Genomic DNA, 19,203 nt, shown 5'->3' with positions numbered 1-19,203 from the left:
GCGGCGGAAGCCCTAGGGTTCCGCACCGCGACCCACGAGCCGGTTCCTAGTCCAGAACCGCTGCGACGTCGCCTTCTTCCGGGGTGCCTTCCTCCGGGGCGCCTTCGGGTTTCGGTTCGCCGTCCGACTTGCCCTTGAGGCGTTGTGAGATGACCTGGGTGATGCCGTCGCCGCGCATGGTGACGCCGTAGAGCGCGTCGGCGATCTCCATCGTCGGCTTCTGGTGCGTGATGATGATCAGCTGCGAGGTCGTGCGCAGCTGGTCCAGCAAGGTGATCAGGCGGCGCAGGTTGGTGTCGTCCAGCGCGGCCTCGACCTCGTCCATCACGTAGAACGGCGAGGGCCGGGCGCGGAAGATCGCCACCAGCATCGCCACCGCCGTCAGCGACTTCTCGCCACCGGACAGCAGCGACAGCCGCTTGACCTTCTTGCCCGGGGGACGCGCCTCGACCTCGACGCCGGTGGTCAGCATGTCCTCGGGGTCGGTGAGCGTCAGGCGCCCGTCACCGCCGGGGAACAGGACCTTGAAGACGACCTCGAACTCCTTGGCCACGTCCTCGAACGCCGAGGAGAAGACCTCCAGGATCTTCTCGTCGACCTCCTTGACGACGCTGAGCAGATCGCGGCGGCTGTCCTTGAGGTCTTCGAGCTGGGTGGACAGGAACTTGTAGCGCTCCTCCAGCGCCGCGAACTCCTCCAGCGCCAGCGGGTTCACCTTGCCCAGCAGCGACAGGTCCTTCTCGGCGCGCTTGGCGCGGCGCTCCTGGGTGGCGCGGTCGTAGGGCACCGGCGGCGGGGCGCTGACCTCGTCGCCGCGCTCCTTGGCGGCCTCGTACTCGGCGACCTCGGCGGGGCTCGGCGGGACCGGGACGGTCGGGCCGTACTCGTCGACCAGGTCGTCCAGGCCGATGCCGAAGTCCTCGATGATCTTGGTTTCGAGCTGCTCGATGCGCAACCGCTGCTCGGCCCGCACGACCTCGTCGCGGTGCACGGCGTCGGTGAGCTTCTCCAGCTCGCCGGACAGCTCGCGCACCCGCGCGCGGATCACGCCGAGCGCCTGCTCGTGCTCGCTCTGCTTGGCCTGCGCGACGTCGCGCTCCTCGGTCGCGGCCTGCAGCGACACCGTGATCCGCTCCAGCGCGGTCTCGGCCCCGTCGACGACGGCGCGGGTGACGCGGGCGGCGCGCTCGCGGGCCTCGCGAGCCGCTTCGGCGCGGGCGCGGGCCTCCCGCTCGTGGCGAGCGGCGCGCCGCAGCTGGTCGGCGCGGCCCTGCACGGCGCGGGCGCGTTCCTCCGCTGTGCGCTGCGTCAGCCGCGCGTCCATCTCCTGCTGCCGCACACCGGTGAGCTCGGTGGAGAGCCGATCGCGCTCGTCGGTGTCGGGCTCGGCGGCCTCCTCCTGCTCGTTCTTGACCGCGTCGAGCCGCTCCTCCAGCTCGGCGAGCTTGGTCAGCGACTGGTCGCGGGTCTGCTCGACCTTGACGCGCTGCTCGGAGATCCGCTCGACCTCGGACGTGGCGTTGCGGGCGGCGCGCTGCAGGCTGGAGAGCCGCTCGGTGCTGCGGGCGCGGGCGACCTTGGCCTCGTTGATCTGCTCCTGCGCGGCGCGGGCCTCGGCCCGGCGCGATTCCTCCTCGGCGCGAGCGCCTTCCAGCGCCGCCGAGTGCTGCTCCAGGCGCCGCTCGGCGGCGGCGAGCTCGGCCTCGGCCTCGTCGACGGCGGCCCGGACCTCGATGACGCTCTGCTCGTCGTCGGAACCACCGGTGGCCCAGTGCGCGCCGAGCACGTCACCCGCCGAGGTCACCGCCCGCACGCTCGGCTGGGCCTGCACCAGGTCCTTCGCCGCGTCCAGGGTGTCGACCACCGCGACCCGGTCCAGCGCGCTGAGCACCGCTCCGCGCAGCTCGTCCGGCGCGCTGACCAGGTCGACCGCCCAGCGGGCGGACCCGGTCAGCTGCGGCCATCGCGAGCGGTCGACGTCGGCGTCCGACCCGACGACCACGCCGGACCGCCCGGCGTCGTCGGACTTGAGCAGCTCCAGCGCGGTGACCGCGTCGGTGACGCCGCGGACCACGACGGCGTCGGCGACCGAGCCCAGCGCCGCGGCGAGCGCCGCCTCGGCACCGGTCTCGACGGTGAGCAGCGCGGCGACCGACCCGAGCAGACCGGGCACCCGGTCCCCGGCCGCGAGCAGGGCGCCCGCGCCGTCCTTGCGCTGCAGGCCCATCGACAGCGCTTCGACGCGGGCCTTCCAGGACGCGATCTCCCGCTCGGCGGCCCGCTCCTGCTTGACCAGCTCCTCCACCCGGGCTCGGGCGGCGTCGCGGGCCTGCGCGGCGGCCTCGCGGCGCTCCTGCAGGCCGGCGTCGTCGGAGTCCTGGCCGCCGCTCTCCTCCTCGGCGTCGGCGAGCGCGCTGTGCGCCTCCTCGGCGCGGGCGGTGGCCTCCTCCAGGGACTCGGAGAGCCGCTCGATCTCGTCGGCGCTGTCGCTGACCTTGCCGCGCAACGACTCGACCTGACCGGACAGCCGCGCGGCGCCCTCGCGCCGGTCGGCGATGGCCCGGACCGCGGCCATGTGGGCCTGCTCGGCCTGCTTGAGCTGCGATTCCAGCTCGGAGCGGCGCTGCACCACCTCCTGGAGGGCTTCGCGCGCCTCCTCGACCTGCTCGCGGAGCTCGATCTCCTGCTCGGCGGCCTCCTCGGCCTCGGCGTCGAGCTGGTCGGGGTCCCGGCCGGAGCGCTGCTCCTCGCCCTGCTCGGTGAGGTGCTTGTGCCGCTCGGCGGCCAGCCGCAGCGTGCCGCGCAGGCGCTCTTCCAGCGCGGACAGGCGGTACCAGGTCTCCTGCGCCTTGTTCAGGCGCGGCGCGTCGGCGGCGACGGCCTCTTCGAGGGTCTTCTCCTCGGACTGGGCGAACTGCAGGGCACGCTCGACCTCGGTGCGCTTGGCGCGCGCGGTCTCCTGGTCCGCCTCGTCGCGGGCCAGGTCGGCGCGTGCGGTGACCAGGTCGTCGGCGATCAGCCGCAGCCGCGCGTCGCGCAGGTCGGCCTGCACGGTCTGCGCCTTGCGGGCGATCTCGGCCTGCTTGCCCAGCGGTTTGAGCTGCCGCCGCAGCTCGCTGGTGAGGTCGGTCAGACGCGTCAGGTTGGCCTGCATCGCGTCGAGCTTGCGGAGCGCCTTCTCCTTGCGCTTGCGGTGCTTCAGCACACCCGCGGCCTCCTCGATGAGGCGGCGGTTCTCGTCGGGCTTGGCCTGCAGGATCGACGCGAGCTGGCCCTGACCGACGATGACGTGCATCTCGCGGCCGATGCCGGAGTCCGACAGCAGTTCCTGCACGTCCATCAACCGGCACGAGTTGCCGTTGATCTCGTACTCGCTGGCGCCGTCGCGGAACATCCGCCGCGTGATGGAGACCTCGGTGTACTCGATCGGCAGCGCGCCGTCGGCGTTGTCGATGGTCAGCGTGACCTCGGCGCGGCCCAGCGGGGCGCGACCCGCGGTGCCCGCGAAGATCACGTCCTCCATCTTGCCGCCGCGCAGGTCCTTGGCGCCCTGCTCGCCCATCACCCAGCGCAGCGCGTCGAGCACGTTGGACTTGCCCGAGCCGTTGGGTCCGACGACGCAGGTGATGCCGGGTTCGAAGCGCAGCGTGGTGGCCGAGGCGAAGGACTTGAACCCCTTCAGCGTCAGGCTCTTGAGATGCACGGCTGCCGTCGACCTTTCCCGTCGGTTACGCGACCACGTCCGGGAGACTCTACCGTCGATCGACCTCGACTCGACGCAGAACCGCTGGTTCTAGCGCTCGACGAAGCCGTCCAAACCGCCCTTGGCTTCCATCCAGAGCTCGGCGACGTGGTCCACGCGGCCGGGCGTGCGACCGGAACGCAGGGCTTCCAGGAGCTTCTCGCAGTCCTCCCGGGGCCCCTCGGCGACGACCTCGACGCGGTTGGCGGGCAGGTTGGTGGCGCTGCCGACCAGCCCCAGCTCCAGCGCGCGCGAACGCGTCCACCAGCGAAAACCCACGCCCTGCACGTGTCCGTGCACGCGTGCGAGCAGTCGTACCGGCTCCTGTTCCGTCACGGTCCCCGATGATGCCGCGCGCCTTCCGAGGTCACATCACCGGCTGTTGATCGAGGCGAATCCGGCCCCCGGTATGATCCGCCAGATCCCGGCGCGCCGGGACACCGGGGGACGAGGACGAACCGACACGAGTTGGGGCACCGATGGACCCGTTAGACGTGGAAGACCCGGACGCCCGGCCGAAGCGCCTGGTGATGCTCGCCGCGTCCGGCATCGCCGTCGCCACGATCTTCGCCACCACCGCCGTCGTCGTAGCAGGCTCCAGCCAGCAGCGGGAATCAGCCGGACCGGGCATCACGCTCCACCCCAGCACCTCTCGGACCACCACGTCGTGGACGACGGCGCCGCCGATGCCTCCGGGCCCGCCGATCACCGGCACCACCAGCTCGGAGACGACCAGCAGCGAGAGGACGTCGGCCACCCGCACGTCGACCTCCACCAGCCCGTCGTCGACGCTGCCGCCGCCTCCGCCGCCCACGACCACGACGCCGTCGTCGCCGCGCCCGACGCCGACCCGGCCGTCCCCGACGCGCCCGTCGCCGACGCCGACGTCCACGACCGAGCCCACGACGCCGGAGCCGACGCCCTCGCCCGGCCCGAGCGCGAGCACGACCTCCCACTGATGTCGCTGGCGGTGCACGCGTGCCGGTCGCTGTGCTCCTGGCACCGGACGCCCAAGGAGCTCAACGGTCTTCCGCTGCTGGCCTGCCGCGGCTGCGGTTCGCAGTGGATCCGCAGCGAGGCGTGGACGCCGATCGACCACACCGGCCGGATCCCCGACGACGTCCGCGCCGAGCTCCGCGAGCGCTGAGGTTCAGCTCGGGTCGCCGTCGATCACCAGGTCCGCGCGGTCGCGCGTGGCGGCCACGATCGCGGCGTTGCGCTCGTCGCTGCGCTGCACCCACTCCGCGGCATCCTCGGGCGTGCGGCCGTAGTGGACGTGCCGGTCGACGAGGCGCTGCACGCGCTGCTCGTCGTCAGGGGCGAGGAACCAGCACTCGTCGAGCAGGCCGCGCACCGGCGCCCAGGGCGGGGTGTCGAGGAGCAGGTAGTTGCCCTCGGTGATGACCAGCGGAACCTCGGGGTCCACGGCGATCTCGGCCGCGAAGGACTCCTCGATCTCGCGGTGGAAGTTCGGTGCGAAGACGGTCTCGGCGCCTTCCCGGATCCGCCGCAGCAGCGCGACGTACCCGGCGGCGTCGAAGGTGTCCGGCGCCCCCTTGCGCTCGGCCCGCCCCAACCGCCGCAACTGCGCGTTCGCCAGGTGGAACCCGTCCATCGGAACGAGAACCGCGCGGTCCCCGAGCTCGGACATGACCCGCTCGGCCACGGTCCCCTTCCCGGCCCCCGGCGCCCCGGCGATCCCGAGGACCCGCCGCTGCCCACCATCAGCGAGCCGCTTCGCCCGCGAGATCAACTCCGAGTACACGCCCCCACCCTAGTTCGCGTCCCGTCCCCACCCGCGTCACCACGGGACAGTTTTAGCCACAACTGTCCGGACAAAACGGACATTGATCATGGGTGATTATGGCGAAACCCGTCCCCTGCCCACCACCACTCCCACCGCCACCACGACTCCACTCCCCACCCCGCGCGAAAACCCCGGTTTTCATCGCGCGAAAACCCCGGTTTTCGCGCGACGAATGTTGCGGTTCTTGACAGGGGGATGGGGATCGGGTGTCAGAGGAAGGTGGGGGTGGTGAAGTCGTGGGGTGTTGTGGAGGAGCCGTGGGTGGTGGGGTCGTCCCAGACTTCGGTGAGGAGTTCTCGGGTGTAGGTGGCCAGGCGGGCGTTGTCGGCCGGGGCGATGGTGCTCCAGGCGCGGCCGTCGCCGCTGGGGCGGACGACGTGCAGGTAGCGGCCTCGGTCGGTGTCGTGGAAGGCGACGACCCGACCGGCGCGGTCCGGTTTGCCGCGACCGGGGTTGCCCTCGGCGCCGAACTGGCCGCGAATCCCCATGTTGTCGGCCATGTTCGCGACGTCCGCGGCGTCGTCGTGGCCGATGCCCAGGATCCGCAGCTCGTCGGTGAGCACCAGGGGTCCGCGGGCACCCGCGGCTTCGGATGCCTTGCGCAGCACGTCGTGGGGCAGGCTCACCGCCCGTCCCGGCCCGGGCGGCACGTCGCCGGCCACCGACACGGCGGCCTCCGCCAGCGAGCCGCCGCGGATCGGGGTCATCTCGACTACGTCTCCGTCGACGACCGTCAGCAGCCCCTCACCACCGTTGGCGCAGGCCAGCGCGCGGATCGAGCGGTCCGCCCAGATCCGGACGTCGACGCTGCGCTGCGGCCGGTCCAGCAGGCCGAGCAGGTCGGCGAACTCGACCTCCACCCGGTCCCGCTTCGCCTCGGCAAGACGCTTGTGCCGCAAAGACTCCCAGGCCTGCGCGACCAGTTCAGCGCGCTCGGTGAAGGTCCTGCCGGGGCTGGGCACGTCGAGGATGATGTGCCGCCGCGCGTCGAGTCCCGCCGCCTCGCAGACGACGTCGAACTCCAGGACCGACAGGGTGATCGACTCGGATTCGGCTCCAGGGCGCACCGTCAGTCCCGCTTCTCCGGGTCGTCGTCCCCGTCCTCAGCCCCGTCGTCGGCGGCGTCCTCGGCCTTCGGCTCGACGTGCCCGAGCACGGCGGGAGCGACCAACCGGTCGTCGTCGAACGGGGTTTCCTCGGCGGTGTACTTGTTGTCGTGCTCGGCGTCCTCACCGGGCTTCTCGCCGCGCGTGGCCGCCGGCGACATCATCGACCCCGGCGCGGGCCTGCTGCCCGGAGTCCCGCCCGCGGCCTTGCCCGCCACGGTGTCACCCGGACCGCCGCCGATCGTCCCGCCGCGCGTCGCGGGAGCCTTCGGCTCGGCCCCCGGGACGACCTTGGGCCCGGCGGTCGCGGGGGCGCGGCCGCCGAGGGCCCGGCTGGCGGCGTACGCGCCGATCCCGGCCACGGCCGCGCCACCCGCGGCGACGCCGAGAACGGTGCCGGTGCTGATCCCGCCACCGGTGTCCGCGCCCGCCTGCGGGTCCGGCTCGGTGTCGAACTCGGCGGCGTGCTCGTCCTCGCCGTGATCCGGACGCTCTTCACCCGGAGGCCGCTCACCGGGTCGCTGGCCGGGTCGCTGACCGGAAGGTGGTTGTGCCGCAGGTGTTTTCGGATCCACCGGACGTTCCCCGCCGACCCGGCCACCGCCGACGCTGCCCCCGACCACGGCACCGGAGACGTCCCCGGACCCGCCCGGAGCGGATCCGAACGATCCGATCCCGGCCGAGGGGACCGATCCGGCCGACGCCGCGGGTGCGACCACGGCCGCGGGCATCGTCGGCAGCGGCTGGTAGGCCTGGGCCTGCTCGACCGAGGTGTCGCGGTAGTTCGACAGCGCCGCCTGCGCGGCCTGCTTCTGCGCCTCGATCTGCTTGGCCTCCTGGTCGTAGTCGCTCTCGTACCCGAAAGCGCCTCCGGCCCACTCGAAGACGTTCTCCGACCGGCTGTGCCGCAGCTCCTCGGCGTTGGGCAGCGTGTGCCGCGCCGACTCGTACCCACCGGCCTGCGCGTCGACGCTGCTCGCCGACACCGCGAGCGGGTCGGGCGCGTCGCCGAGGGCCACGCTCTGCTGCCGGGTCGCCTCGGCCGCGAGACTTCCCGCGCTGCCCTCCCACTCGACCTGCAGCTTCGCGAGTTCGCGGTGCAGCGTGTCGTCGAGGTCGACGACGACCTGCACGCACTTGTCGAGCGCGCGCACGGCCCCCTGCATCGCCTGGGTGCCCTGACCCTGCTTGATCTGGGCGATCCACTGCTGCAGCTCGGGGATGTCCATCCCCTTGAAGCGGATGTCGCGGATCGGATCGATGTAGGTCACGCCAGCCCCCTAGCTCTGAGCCTGCACCGTGCTGACGACGGAATGCGCCGCCGTCTGGGCTTTCTCGCACATCTGGTCGTTGTTCATGGCGTTCGGCGTCTGCAGCTGCATGTTGATCCACACCGTCTGGCCCTGCGCCGCGTCGACGAACGCATCGCACCCGAGGCTCTCGCCGCCGTTGATCTGGGACTGCACGGTCCCGAAACCGTTGAGCGCGTACACCTGCCGAGTTCCGGGACTGGAGTTGATCTTGTTCAAGAACTCCTCGATCGGCTCGGGGATGATCCGCACCCCGATCGCGAAACGCGCCGCGCCGGTGTCGCCGAGATAGCCACACCCGTTGTAGTTGCTGCCGTCCTTGGGAAGCGGCTCGCCGGGCCCGACCTGCAAGGACTTCGCTTGCTCGGTGCTCATCCAGCCGCACACGTCGGCGTCCTGCTTGCCTGCGACCGCGAGGTCGCTCGGCCGCTGCGGAAGATCCAGCGCATCGGACGCGGGCGCGGGTGCCGGTGGCACCGGGTCAGGACCGTTCACCGTGCAACCCGCCAACGCGATCACGGCGACAGCGGAGCCCACCGCTGCGAACCGACTACCGAAACGCACCGGAAGTCCTCTCACGACATGCTCCGCTTCGACTGGAACGAAGCGCTGATCTCTTCGTCGGTGTACCCGTACTGCTTCGCCGCTTCGCCCAACTGCTCGCCGAGCGCGATCACGTTGTCCACGTACTGCTGCAACCGCTTGAAGTGCGAGTCGGGGTTCCCGAGCAGGTTCGCGGTCCAGACGGCCGCGGCGCGCTTCGAGATCTCGTCGCCGGCCGGCGGGCTGACCGCCAGGCTCGGTGCGAGATCGTTCAGGCGCTCAACGGCGTCCTCGGCCGCGGACAGGATGGTCTTGCGGACCTCGAGGACGTTGTCCTCGTTGACCGTGATGGTCTGCGCGGCCGCTCCCGAATCCGGCGCGGGAGGCGGCGGCACTGGCGTCGTCATCGCGGAAACCCCCAGGTCGCGGCGGCATCTGATCACCGGGTCGGGACCGACAGTAGCAGCGCCCGAAGACGCCGAGCACCGGGTTCGGCGAACTTCCCACCCCTATTCGCAACCGCGCATGCGACGTCCTCAGGGCTCCAGCCGATACCCCATCCCGGGCTCGGTCAGCAGGTGGCGCGGGCGGCTCGGGTCGGGTTCCAGCTTCCGGCGGAGCTGGGCGAGGTAGACGCGCAGGTAGTGCGTCTCGTTGGCGTACTGCGGCCCCCAGACCTCGTGCAGCAGCTGCTTCTGCGCCACGAGACGACCCCGGTTGCGGGCCAGCAGTTCCAGCATTCCCCACTCGGTCGGCGTGAGGTGGATCTCGATGCCGTCGCGGAGGACCTTCTTCGCCGACAGGTCGACGGTGAAGGTCGCCGTCTCCACCACCGGCTGATCGGCGTCGCCGGTGGTGCTGGCCCGGCGGACCGCGGCGCGCAGCCGCGCCAGCAGCTCGTCCATCCCGAAGGGCTTGGTGACGTAGTCGTCGGCCCCGGCGTCGAGCGCGTGCACCTTGTCGGTCGAGTCGGTGCGCGCGGACAGCACGATGATGGGAACCGTCGTCCAACCGCGCAGCCCGGCGATCACCTCGCTGCCGTCGATGTCGGGGAGCCCCAGGTCGAGCACGACCACGTCGGGTTTGCCGTCCCCGGCGGCGCGCAGCGCCGAGGCGCCGTCGACGGCGGTGAGCACCTCGTACCCACGTGCGGAGAGGTTGATGCGCAGGGCGCGCAGCAGCTGCGGTTCGTCGTCGACGACCAGCACCTTCGTCATCTATTCCCCCTGTTCCGCCGCGGGCAGCGCGACCACGATCGTCAGTCCGCCGCCCGGGGTGTCCTCCGCGCGGATGGTTCCCCGCATCGCGTCCACGAAACCCTGCGCCACGTTCAGCCCGAGCCCGACACCGGCCGGTCCGGAGTCGCCGCGCTCGCCGTGCTCGCCGAGCCGCTCGAAGGGCGCGAACGCGGTGTCGGCGGCCCCGGCGGGAAGTCCCGGACCGTGGTCGACGACCCGCAGTTCCACTCGCGCGGCGTGCTCGCTGGCGCTGACCCGGATGCGTCCTTCTTCCGGCCGCCCGTACTTGAGCGCGTTCTGCACGACGTTGGCCACCACCCGCTCCAGCAGCCCGGTGTCGGCCCGGACGCGCGGCAGGCGTTCGGAGATGTCGACGTCGACGAGGTGCCGTCCGTCGAGCCCGGCCAGCGCGCGGGCCACGACCTCGTCGTAGCCGACGGGGTGCAGCTGCGGGGTGACGGCTCCGGTGGCCAGGCGCGAGGAATCCAGCAGGTTGTCGACGAGCTCGGTGAGCCGGTCGGCGGATTCCTCCACTCCCGCCAGCAGTTCGGCGGTGTCGTCGGGCGAGAGCCGCAGGTCGGGGGCGCGCAGGCTGCTCACCGAGGCCTTGATCGAGGCCAGCGGGGTGCGCAGGTCGTGGCCTACGGCCGACAGCAGGGCGGTGCGCAGCTCGTTGGCGTCGGCGCGGCGCTGGGCTTCGCGCGCGTCGTCGGCCATCCGCTGCTGCCGCAGCGCCAGCAGCGCCTGCCCCGCCGCGCCTTCCAGGACCACGCGGTCGGCGGCGGGAAGCGGCCGCTCACCGGCGCGGCGCAACGACAGGTGGGCGTCCTCGGTCACCTCGATGTCCACATCGGACTCGTCGGGTCGCAGGCACGGGTCGACGCCGGTGCTGGCCGCGACCATCCAGCCGCCCTCGGTGCGCTCCAGCAGCGCGACCGAGGTGAGGTTGAAGTTCTCGGCGACCTTCTCCAGCAACCGCGCCAAGGGGTCGGGATGGGTCAGCACGGTGCGCGCGTAGGAGGCGAGCAAGGCCGCTTCCGTGCCGGCGCGCGCCGCCTGCTCGGCCAGCCGCGCGGCGCGGTCGACGGTGAAGGCCATCAGCACCCCGACCACCATCATCGCCACCAGCGTGATCACGTTCTCCGGATCGGCCACCAGCAGCGTGTAGCGGGGCTCGGTGAGGAAGAAGTTCAGCAACCCGCCCGCCAGCAGCGCGGCCGCGATGGAGGGCGCCATCCCGCCCACCAGCGCCACCATGATCGTGGCCAGGAAGTAGCCGACGACGTCGGTGGACAGCGACACGCTGCTCGACGCGGTGCCGAGAACGGTGACCAGCGAGGGCAGCAGCGCGGCCAGCGCCCACCCCCACAGCCGGCGGCCCGGCGACAGCGGGCTGCGGGCCGGGCTCTTGGCCAGCCGCCGGGTTCCCGCCTCGTCGTGGGTGACCATGTGCACGTCGATCGGCCCCGACTTCTGCACGGTGGTGGCCCCGATGCCCTCGTCGAGCACCCGCGCCCAGCGCGATCGGCGGGAGGTTCCCACCACCAGCTGGGTGGCGTCGGCGGCGCGGGCGAACTCCAGCAGCGCCTCCGGCACGTCGTCGCCCACGACGGTGTGGAAGCTGGCACCGAGCGCGTCGGCGACCTCGCGGGCCTTGGCCAGCGCGCGCGGCGACGCCCCGGCCAGGCCGTCGCCGCGCAGCACGTGCACGCACTGCAGCTCCGCCCCGGCGCGGGAGGCGATCCGGCGGGCCCGGCGGATCAGGGTCTCGCTCTCCGGTCCGCCGGTCACCGCGACGACCACGCGCTCGCGGGCCTCCCAGGTGGCGGTGATCTGCTCCTCGGCCCGGTAGCGGCGCAGCGCCACGTCGACCTGGTCGGCCAGCCACAGCAGTGCCAGCTCGCGCAGCGCGGTGAGGTTGCCGGTGCGGAAGTAGTTGCCCAGCGCGGCGTCGACCCGCTCGGCCGGGTAGACGTTGCCGTGGGCCATGCGGCGGCGCAGCGCCTGCGGGGTGATGTCGACCAGCTCGATCTGCCCGGCGCGGCGGACGACCTCGTCGGGGACGGTTTCCCGCTGCCGCACACCGGTGATGGTCTCCACGACGTCGTTGAGACCTTCGAGGTGCTGGACGTTGACCGTGGAGAGCACGGTGATGCCGGCGTCGAGGAGCTCGTCGACGTCCTTCCAGCGCTTGTCGTTGCGGCTGCCGGGCGCGTTGGTGTGGGCGAGTTCGTCGACCACGGCGACCTCGGGGGCGCGCGCGAGCATCCCGTCCACGTCGAACTCGGTCAGCGCGACGCCGCGGTGCGTCACGGTCGCCCTCGGCAGCTCGTCGAGGCCGTCGAGCAGTGCCGCGGTCTTGGGCCGCCCGTGGTCCTCGACGAACCCGACGACCACGTCGGTCCCGCGCGCGACCCTGCGGTGCGCCTCGTTGAGCATCGCGTAGGTCTTGCCGACCCCCGGCGCCGCCCCGAGGTAGATCCGCAGCTCACCGCGCTTGCGCCCCTGCTCCACGACTCCAGTCTCCTACTGCCCGCTGCTATTAACGACGATCATCACCCACTACCAACGCCCACGCCTCACCAGCACCGGGGAGGGATCCTCCCGACCTGGTGGGAGGAATCCTGTCACGACGTGAGGAGCGAAGTTCTCATGAAAACTTCCCCACCCCGAAGGGGGAGTCCCGTCCCGGGTCGAGGCGGAAGTTCCCACGACACCCCGATTCCGGAGGACCTCCCGTCCGGAGGTGGGGAACGTTTTCATGAAAACCTCCCGATCCGGAGGGACCTCACGTCTGGTAGTGGGTGGGGAAGTTTTCATGAAAACTTCCCCACCCCAGGTCAGCGGGTGGCCGCGTGGACCGCCGCGTTGAGGGTGGTGACGTTGACGATCCGGGGTGAGAGGAAACCTCCCTCCTCGTTGTCGGCGACGAGGGCCTGGACCTGCATGACGGGGAGTCCTGTCACGCGGGCGACGCGCGGGACTTGGAGAGCGGCGTAGGCGGGGCTGATGTGCGGGTCGACTCCGCTGGCGGAGGCGGTGACCGCGTCGGCCGGGACCGCGTCGGGGACGACTCCCTCGCGGGCCGCGATCGCCGCGCGGCGCTCCTGGACGACAGCGAGGAGCCCTTCGTCGAAGCCGCCGAGGTTGGTGCCGCCGGAGGTGGCCGGGTCGCCGGGACCGAGGGAACCTTCCGCCGACGCCGACGGGCGGGTGTGGAAGAAAGGATCCCTTGCTCCGCTCGCGGGCACGGGGTCGATCCCGATCAGCGACGAACCGACTACGCGGCCGTCGGCGACGATCTGCGAGCCCTCGGCCCTCCCCGCCAGGCCCGGCAGGTGGCCGACTCCCCAGATCGCCAGCGGGTAGCCGACGCCGAGCAGGACCGTGGCCACCAGCAGGAGCCGGAGACCGGCCCAGGTCTGCCGCAACAACGCGTTCACTCCCTTCACCCGATTCCGGGGACGAAACGGATCACCAGGTCGATCAGCCAGATCCCGGCGAACGGCGCGACCACCCCGCCCAGGCCGTAGACCAGCAGGTTCCGCCGCAGCAGGACGGCCGCGGTGGACGGGCGGTAGCGGACTCCGCGCAGCGCCAGCGGGATCAGCGCGACGATGATCAGCGCGTTGAACACCACCGCCGACAGCACCGCCGAGTCCGGGCTGGCCAGTCGCATCACGTTCAGCGCGTCGAGCTGCGGGTAGATCGCCACGAACAGCGCGGGCAGGATCGCGAAGTACTTGGCCAGGTCGTTGGCGATGCTGAAGGTCGTCAACGCACCGCGGGTGATGAGCAGCTGCTTGCCGATCTCGACGATCTCGATCAGCTTCGTCGGATCCGAGTCGAGGTCGACCATGTTGCCGGCCTCCTTGGCGGCGGCCGTGCCCGTGTTCATCGCGACCCCGACGTCGGCTTGGGCGAGGGCGGGGGCGTCGTTGGTGCCGTCGCCGGTCATGGCCACCATCCGCCCACCGGCCTGCTCGGCCTTGATCAAGGCCATCTTGTCCTCCGGCCGGGCTTCGGCGAGGTAGTCGTCCACCCCGGCCTCGACCGCGATGGCGCGGGCGGTGAGCTCGTTGTCCCCGGTGATCATCACCGTGCGGATGCCCATCGCGCGCAGCTCGGCGAAACGTTCCCGCATCCCCGGTTTGACCACGTCGGACAACCGGATCACGCCCATCACCCGGTCGTTCTCGGCGATGACCAGCGGTGTCGCACCGGCCGCGGCGATCTCCTCGGCGCAGCGCACGACCTGATCGGGAAGTTCCCCGACCAGGTCCGCGACCGCGCCGGTGGCTCCCTTGCGGATGCGGCGGCCGTCGAGGTCGATGCCGCTCATCCGGGTCTGCGCGGTGAAGGGAACCTTCCGCGCACCGACCTCGGCACCGACGGGACCTTCGGGCAGGCCGAACTCGGCGGCGCAGAAGGCCACCACGCTGCTGCCCTCCGGCGTGGGGTCGGCGAGGCTCGACAGGCGGGCGACCTCCGCGAGCTGCGCGGGCGGGACGCCGTCGACGGGGACGAGTTCGGTGCAGCGCCGGTTGCCGAAGGTGATGGTCCCGGTCTTGTCGAGCAGCAGCGTGTCCACGTCACCGGCGGCTTCCACCGCGCGACCGGACTTGGCCAGGACGTTGCGCTGCACGAGCCGGTCCATGCCCGCGATGCCGATCGCCGACAGCAGCGCGCCGATCGTGGTGGGGATCAGGCACACCAGCAGCGCGGTCAGGGTGGTGACCTCGATGAGCGACCCGGAGTAGGCCGCCATCGGCTGCAGGGCGACCACCGCGAGCAGGAAGATGATCGTCAACGTGGACAGCAGGATCGTCAGCGCGATCTCGTTGGGCGTCTTCTGCCGCTGCGCGCCTTCGACGAGCGCGATCATCCGGTCCACGAAGGTCTCGCCCGGCGCGGCGGTGACGCGCACGACGATCCGGTCCGACAGCACGGTGGTGCCGGCGGTGACGGCGGAGCGGTCGCCGCCGGATTCCCGGATGACGGGGGCGGATTCGCCGGTGATGGCCGACTCGTCGACGGTCGCGATGCCCTCGACGACGTCGCCGTCGCCGGGGATGGTCTCGCCCGCCTCGACCACGACGTGGTCGCCGACGGCCAGTGCGGTGCCGGGAACCTTCCGCTCACCGCCCTCGACGAACTTGCGGGCGACCGCCTCGGTCCTGGTGCGCCGCAACGATTCCGCCTGCGCCCGGCCGCGTCCCTCGGCGACGGCCTCGGCGAGGTTGGCGAACAGCACCGTGAACCACAGCCACGCGGCGACGGCGATGGCGAAGGCGCTCGGGGAGAACGCGGCCAGCGCTGTGGTGAGCACCGAACCGGCCCAGACCACGAACATCACCGGGTTGCGCAGCTGGTGCCGCGGGTCGAGCTTGCGCAGCGCCTCGGGCGCGGAGGTGAGCAGTTGTCGTGGCCGGAAGGTTCCCGCTGCGGCGCGCCTGGGCGTCGTGGTGGGAACGTCGAGATCGGGTTCGAGGGTGGTGGTCATGCCAGGGCCTCCGCGATCGGGCCGAGCGCGAGCGCGGGCAGGAACGTCAGCGCTGCGACGAGAACGACCGTGCCGCCGAGCAGTCCGGCGAACAGCGGTCCGGTGGTGGGCAGGGTTCCGGCGGTGGCGGGAATCCGCTGCTGCTGCGCGACGCAGCCGGCGAGCATGAGCACCGCCAGGATCAGCACGAACCTTCCCAGCAGCATCGCGATGCTCAGCGCGACCTGGAAGAACGGGCTGGTGACGGTGAGTCCGGCGAAGGCGCTGCCGTTGTTGTTGCCCGCCGAGGCGAACGCGTAGAGCACTTCGGAAAGACCGTGCGCGCCGGTGTTGTTCAGCGCGTCGCGGGTGGCGGGAAGCGCCATCGCGAGCCCGGCGCCGAGCAGCACGACCGTCGGCATCGCCAGCACCGACAGTGCGGCGGCCGTCACCTCGCGGCGGCCGAGCTTCTTGCCGAGGTACTCCGGTGTGCGGCCGACCATGAGACCCGCGAGGAACACGGCGATCACCGCGAGCACGAGGATCCCGTAGAGCCCGGCTCCGACACCTCCGGGCGCGACCTCGCCGAGGAGCATGGTGAGCAGCACGGTCCCGCCGCCGAGCCCCGTGAAGCTGTCGTGCATGGCGTTGACCGCTCCGGTGGAGGTCCCGGTCGTGCTCACCGCCCACAGCACCGAGGCGTCGATGCCGAAGCGCGCCTCCTTGCCCTCCATCGCGGCTCCGGCGGCCAGGGCGGCGGGCCCGTTGGGGTGCGTCTCGGCCCACCAGGTCGCCGCCAGCATCGCCGCCCACAGGGTTCCCATCACCGCGAGCAGCGCGTGGCCCTGCCTGCGGTCGCCGACCAGGACGCCGAAGGTGCGGGTCAGCGAGACGGGGATGACCAGCAGCAGGAAGTTCTCCAGCAGGTTGGACGCACCGCCGGGGTTGGACAGCGGGTGCGCGGAGTTGGCGTTGAGCACACCGCCGCCGTTGGTGCCGAGCTCCTTGATGGCCTCCTGGCTCGCGATCGGAGCGGTGGCGATGGTGTGCGCGTGCCCGTCGAGCCCGGTGACCTCGATGCCGGGCGCGAAGCTCATGGCCACGCCGAGCGCGATCAGCACGATCGCGGCCGCGGCGGCGACGGGCACCAGGACGCGGGTGCAGCCGCGGGTGATGTCGACCCACACGTTGCCGATCCGTCCGGTCCCGTCACCGGTGAAGCCGCGCACGAGGGCGACCGCCACGGCCATGCCGACCGCGGCCGACAGGAAGTTCTGCACGGTCAGCCCGGCCATCTGGACGCCGTGGCCGAGGACCTCCTCGGGCGCGTAGGACTGCCAGTTGGTGTTGGTGACGAAGCTGACCGCGGTGTTGAAGGCCATCTCCGGCGGCACCGCGCCGCGCCCGAGGTTCAGCGGCAGCAGCGGTTGCAGCCGCTGCATCGCGTGGAGCAGGGCGATGGAGGCCATCGAGAGACCGAGCACGCCGGCGGCGTAGCTGGTCCAGCGCTGGCGCGCGGTGGGGTCGACGCCGACCAGGCGGTAGACGATCTTCTCGATCAGCCAGTCGGTTTCGCTCGTGTAGACGCGAGCCATGTAGTCCCCGAAGGGCTTGTGCGCGATCGCGAGGGCGGCGACGAGCAGGCCCGCTTGCAGCAGCACCATCAGAACCTCTCCGGGCGGACGAGCGCGACGAACAGGTATCCGATGAGCAGCAGCGCCAGCACTCCGCCGGCGGCGTTGGCGATCACGACGCTCACAACCGCTCCAAACCGCGCAGCAGCAGCGCCAGGATCAGGAATCCGCCGACCAGCAACGCCGCGAAGGCGAGATCGACCACGACCGGTTCTCCTCTCGGGTTTTCTTCCTCGTGGTCCAGCCAAGTCCTTCACGACGTGCGCGGTCGAGGCCCATGACGAGTCCTTGACGCGGCGGTGGGAGGCCTTGACGCATTTTTGATGTGAGTCGCTTTTCTTCCGCTTTCGGTGAATCTGAACGATTTGTGAGTGGGTGACTTCACTCGGTTAGTTGGTTTCACCGATGCAACGATCTCGTTACTCTCGCTAACAAGCCGTGGCGCTGAAATCTCCTGGAAAAGCGCCTGAAAACGGTAGGAAACAAACGAGATTGGGGATACGTCCGGAAATGTGCGGAATCTCCGGCTGGATCGACTTCCAGCGCGACCTGACCCAGCACCGCGCCACCGTCGACGCCATGTGCGAGACCATGACCTGCCGCGGCCCGGACGCCGGGGACACCTGGGTCAGCGCGCACGCCGCGCTCGGGCACCGGCGACTGGCCATCATCGACCTGCCCGGAGGCGCGCAGCCGATGGAGGCCGAGAGCGGCCAGGTCGCCATCGTCTACAGCGGTGAGGCCTACAACTTCACCGAGCTGCGCGACGAACTCCGCCGCCGCGGCCACCGCTTCGACACCGACAGCGACACCGAGGTCGTGCTGCACGGCTACCTCGAATGGGGCGCGCAGGTCGCCGAGCACCTGAACGGCATGTTCGCCTTCGCCGTCTGGGATTCCCGCGAGGACAAGCTGCTGCTCATCCGCGACCGGATGGGCATCAAGCCGCTGTACTACTACCCGACCGAGGACGGCGTGCTCTTCGGCTCGGAGCCCAAGGCCATCCTCGCCAACCCGCTGGCCGAGAAGGTCGTCGACGCCGACGGCATGCGCGAGCTGTTCGGCATGGTCAAGACCCCCGGCCAGGCCGTGTGGTCAGGTATGCGGGAGGTCGAGCCGGGCACGATCGTCACCCTCGACCGCAAGGGCCTGCGCGAGCAGGCCTACTGGAAGCTGCAGGCCACCGAGCACACCGACGACCAGCAGTCCTCGGTGTCGCACGTCCGCGAGCTCCTCGACGACATCGTGCAGCGCCAGCTCGTCTCCGACGTGCCTCGCTGCGTGCTGCTCTCCGGCGGCCTGGACTCCAGCGCCATCACCGCGCTGTCCGGACTGCACCTGGCCAAGAGCGGCGAGCAGGTGCGCAGCTTCGCGGTCGACTTCCTCGGCCAGACCGAGAACTTCGTCCCCGACCCGATGCGCGCCACCCCCGACGGGCCCTACGTGCGCGACGTCGCCGAGCACGTCGGCTCGCAGCACCAGGACATCGTGCTGGACCCCGACACCCTCGCCGACCCCGACGTGCGCCGCGCGACCGTGCAGGCGCGCGACTTCCCGATGGGCCTGGGCGACATGGACCAGTCGCTGTACCTGCTGTTCAAGGCGATCCGGCAGCACTCCACGGTCGCGCTGTCCGGCGAGTCCGCCGACGAGGTCTTCGGCGGCTACAAGTGGTTCCACGACCCGGACGTGCGCGCGGCCGACACCTTCCCGTGGCTGGCCGCCGTGCAGAGCCAAGGCCAGGGCTACGACATGCTCGACCCCGACGTCGCCGCCGCGCTCGACATCCCGTCGTTCATCGCCGACGGCTACCGCACCGCGATCGGCGAGGTCCCGACCCTCGACGGGGAGAGCGACCTGGAGCGGCGGATGCGGGAGATCTGCTACCTGCACCTGACCCGCTTCGTGCGCATCCTGCTCGACCGCAAGGACCGGATGAGCATGGCCGTGGGCCTGGAGGTGCGCGTGCCCTTCTGCGACCACCGCCTGGTCGAGTACGTCTTCAACACCCCGTGGTCGCTGAAGACCTTCGACGGCCGCGAGAAGAGCCTGCTGCGCCACGCCACCGCCGACACGCTGCCCCGGTCGGTCGTCGAGCGCGTCAAGAGCCCGTACCCGTCGACCCAGGACCCTGAGTACGCGGCGGTGCTGCAGCGCCAGGTCCGCGACCTGGTCAAGGCCGACAGCCCGGCGCTGTCGCTGCTCAACAAGCAGTGGGTCGCCGAGGCCGTGGAGCAGGACCCGGCCCACATCGAGATGGCCGCCCGCTACACCTTCGAGCGCGCCCTCGACCTCGCGATGTGGTTCGACATCCACAACCCCACGGTCAAGCTCTGACCTG

At 71.3% G+C, this 19,203-nt stretch carries 16 protein-coding genes; 2 read left to right on the top strand and 14 right to left on the bottom strand.

Going from position 1 to position 19,203, the window contains the following annotated elements; all coding sequences use genetic code 11:
* Positions 1–46: 46 nt before the first annotated feature.
* From smc to REH65_RS22850, 3 genes are all read right to left on the bottom strand, one after another.
* Complete coding sequence (smc, locus tag REH65_RS22860; protein ID WP_406689026.1) at positions 47–3,703, bottom strand: chromosome segregation protein SMC; 3,657 nt, start codon at positions 3,701–3,703, stop codon at positions 47–49.
* Between the two features lie 90 nt (positions 3,704–3,793).
* Positions 3,794–4,078: an acylphosphatase gene (locus REH65_RS22855; protein WP_281454894.1), complete on the bottom strand. Its 285-nt coding sequence runs from the start codon at positions 4,076–4,078 to the stop codon at positions 3,794–3,796.
* Positions 4,079–4,109: 31 nt separating this feature from the next.
* Positions 4,110–4,688 carry a hypothetical protein gene (locus REH65_RS22850; RefSeq protein WP_406689025.1) on the bottom strand — a complete coding sequence of 193 codons (579 nt, stop codon included), beginning with the start codon at positions 4,686–4,688 and terminating at the stop codon, positions 4,110–4,112.
* 12 nt (positions 4,689–4,700) lie between these two features.
* Between REH65_RS22850 and REH65_RS22845 the strand changes: the two genes are divergently transcribed.
* Complete coding sequence (locus REH65_RS22845; protein WP_406689024.1) at positions 4,701–4,889, top strand: hypothetical protein; 189 nt, start codon at positions 4,701–4,703, stop codon at positions 4,887–4,889.
* A 3-nt stretch (positions 4,890–4,892) separates the two neighbouring features.
* On the opposite strand, the gene REH65_RS22840 is transcribed toward REH65_RS22845, so the two are convergent.
* The 11 genes from REH65_RS22840 to kdpF form a co-directional block, all read right to left on the bottom strand.
* On the bottom strand, positions 4,893–5,507 hold the full coding sequence (locus REH65_RS22840) for a nucleoside/nucleotide kinase family protein (RefSeq protein ID WP_406689023.1): 615 nt from the start codon (positions 5,505–5,507) through the stop codon (positions 4,893–4,895).
* 251 nt (positions 5,508–5,758) lie between these two features.
* Positions 5,759–6,616 (bottom strand): ESX secretion-associated protein EspG, encoded by an 858-nt coding sequence (locus REH65_RS22835; protein ID WP_406689022.1) that lies wholly within the window; start codon positions 6,614–6,616, stop codon positions 5,759–5,761.
* Between the two features lie 2 nt (positions 6,617–6,618).
* Entirely contained in the window at positions 6,619–7,926 is a 1,308-nt protein-coding gene (locus REH65_RS22830; protein WP_406689021.1) for a hypothetical protein, read from the bottom strand.
* Positions 7,927–7,935: 9 nt separating this feature from the next.
* Positions 7,936–8,484, bottom strand: a complete 549-nt coding sequence (locus tag REH65_RS22825; protein WP_406689020.1) for a DUF3558 family protein — start codon at positions 8,482–8,484, stop codon at positions 7,936–7,938.
* 56 nt (positions 8,485–8,540) lie between these two features.
* Positions 8,541–8,915: a hypothetical protein gene (locus tag REH65_RS22820; protein WP_406689019.1), complete on the bottom strand. Its 375-nt coding sequence runs from the start codon at positions 8,913–8,915 to the stop codon at positions 8,541–8,543.
* A 129-nt stretch (positions 8,916–9,044) separates the two neighbouring features.
* Complete coding sequence (locus REH65_RS22815; protein WP_281454901.1) at positions 9,045–9,725, bottom strand: response regulator; 681 nt, start codon at positions 9,723–9,725, stop codon at positions 9,045–9,047.
* On the bottom strand, positions 9,726–12,260 hold the full coding sequence (locus tag REH65_RS22810) for a DUF4118 domain-containing protein (RefSeq protein WP_406689018.1): 2,535 nt from the start codon (positions 12,258–12,260) through the stop codon (positions 9,726–9,728).
* A 326-nt stretch (positions 12,261–12,586) separates the two neighbouring features.
* The gene (locus REH65_RS22805) at positions 12,587–13,189 is read right to left on the bottom strand and encodes a potassium-transporting ATPase subunit C (RefSeq protein ID WP_406689017.1); all 603 of its coding nucleotides are present in this window, start codon (positions 13,187–13,189) and stop codon (positions 12,587–12,589) included.
* Between the two features lie 5 nt (positions 13,190–13,194).
* Positions 13,195–15,249, bottom strand: coding sequence for a potassium-transporting ATPase subunit KdpB (gene kdpB / locus REH65_RS22800; RefSeq protein ID WP_406689016.1), 2,055 nt, complete (start codon positions 15,247–15,249; stop codon positions 13,195–13,197).
* On the bottom strand, positions 15,246–16,892 hold the full coding sequence (kdpA, locus tag REH65_RS22795; protein ID WP_406689015.1) for a potassium-transporting ATPase subunit KdpA: 1,647 nt from the start codon (positions 16,890–16,892) through the stop codon (positions 15,246–15,248). Before kdpA ends, kdpB begins: the two co-directional genes overlap by 4 nt.
* On the bottom strand, positions 16,892–16,987 hold the full coding sequence (kdpF, locus tag REH65_RS22790; protein ID WP_281454906.1) for a K(+)-transporting ATPase subunit F: 96 nt from the start codon (positions 16,985–16,987) through the stop codon (positions 16,892–16,894). Before kdpF ends, kdpA begins: the two co-directional genes overlap by 1 nt.
* A gap of 385 nt (positions 16,988–17,372) precedes the next feature.
* On the opposite strand from kdpF, the gene asnB reads away from it, so the two are divergent.
* Positions 17,373–19,199, top strand: a complete 1,827-nt coding sequence (gene asnB, locus REH65_RS22785; protein ID WP_406689014.1) for an asparagine synthase (glutamine-hydrolyzing) — start codon at positions 17,373–17,375, stop codon at positions 19,197–19,199.
* The last annotated feature ends 4 nt before the right edge of the window (positions 19,200–19,203 follow it).

Origin of the sequence: Saccharopolyspora sp. ID03-671, from assembly GCF_045278815.1 — a bacterium.
Classification (GTDB): Bacteria; Actinomycetota; Actinomycetes; order Mycobacteriales; family Pseudonocardiaceae; genus Saccharopolyspora; species Saccharopolyspora ipomoeae.
The sequence above is the reverse complement of the archived record's forward strand: the minus strand, read 5'-3'. Positions and strand labels throughout refer to the sequence as shown.

Coding starts and splice junctions, on each gene's coding strand:
- asnB (WP_406689014.1), top strand. CDS start 17,373: ATGTGCGGAATCTCCGGCTGGATCGACTTCCAGCGCGACCTGACCCAG.
- kdpA (WP_406689015.1), bottom strand. CDS start 16,892: ATGGTGCTGCTGCAAGCGGGCCTGCTCGTCGCCGCCCTCGCGATCGCG.
- REH65_RS22820 (WP_406689019.1), bottom strand. CDS start 8,915: ATGACGACGCCAGTGCCGCCGCCTCCCGCGCCGGATTCGGGAGCGGCC.
- kdpB (WP_406689016.1), bottom strand. CDS start 15,249: ATGACCACCACCCTCGAACCCGATCTCGACGTTCCCACCACGACGCCC.
- REH65_RS22845 (WP_406689024.1), top strand. CDS start 4,701: ATGTCGCTGGCGGTGCACGCGTGCCGGTCGCTGTGCTCCTGGCACCGG.
- REH65_RS22815 (WP_281454901.1), bottom strand. CDS start 9,725: ATGACGAAGGTGCTGGTCGTCGACGACGAACCGCAGCTGCTGCGCGCC.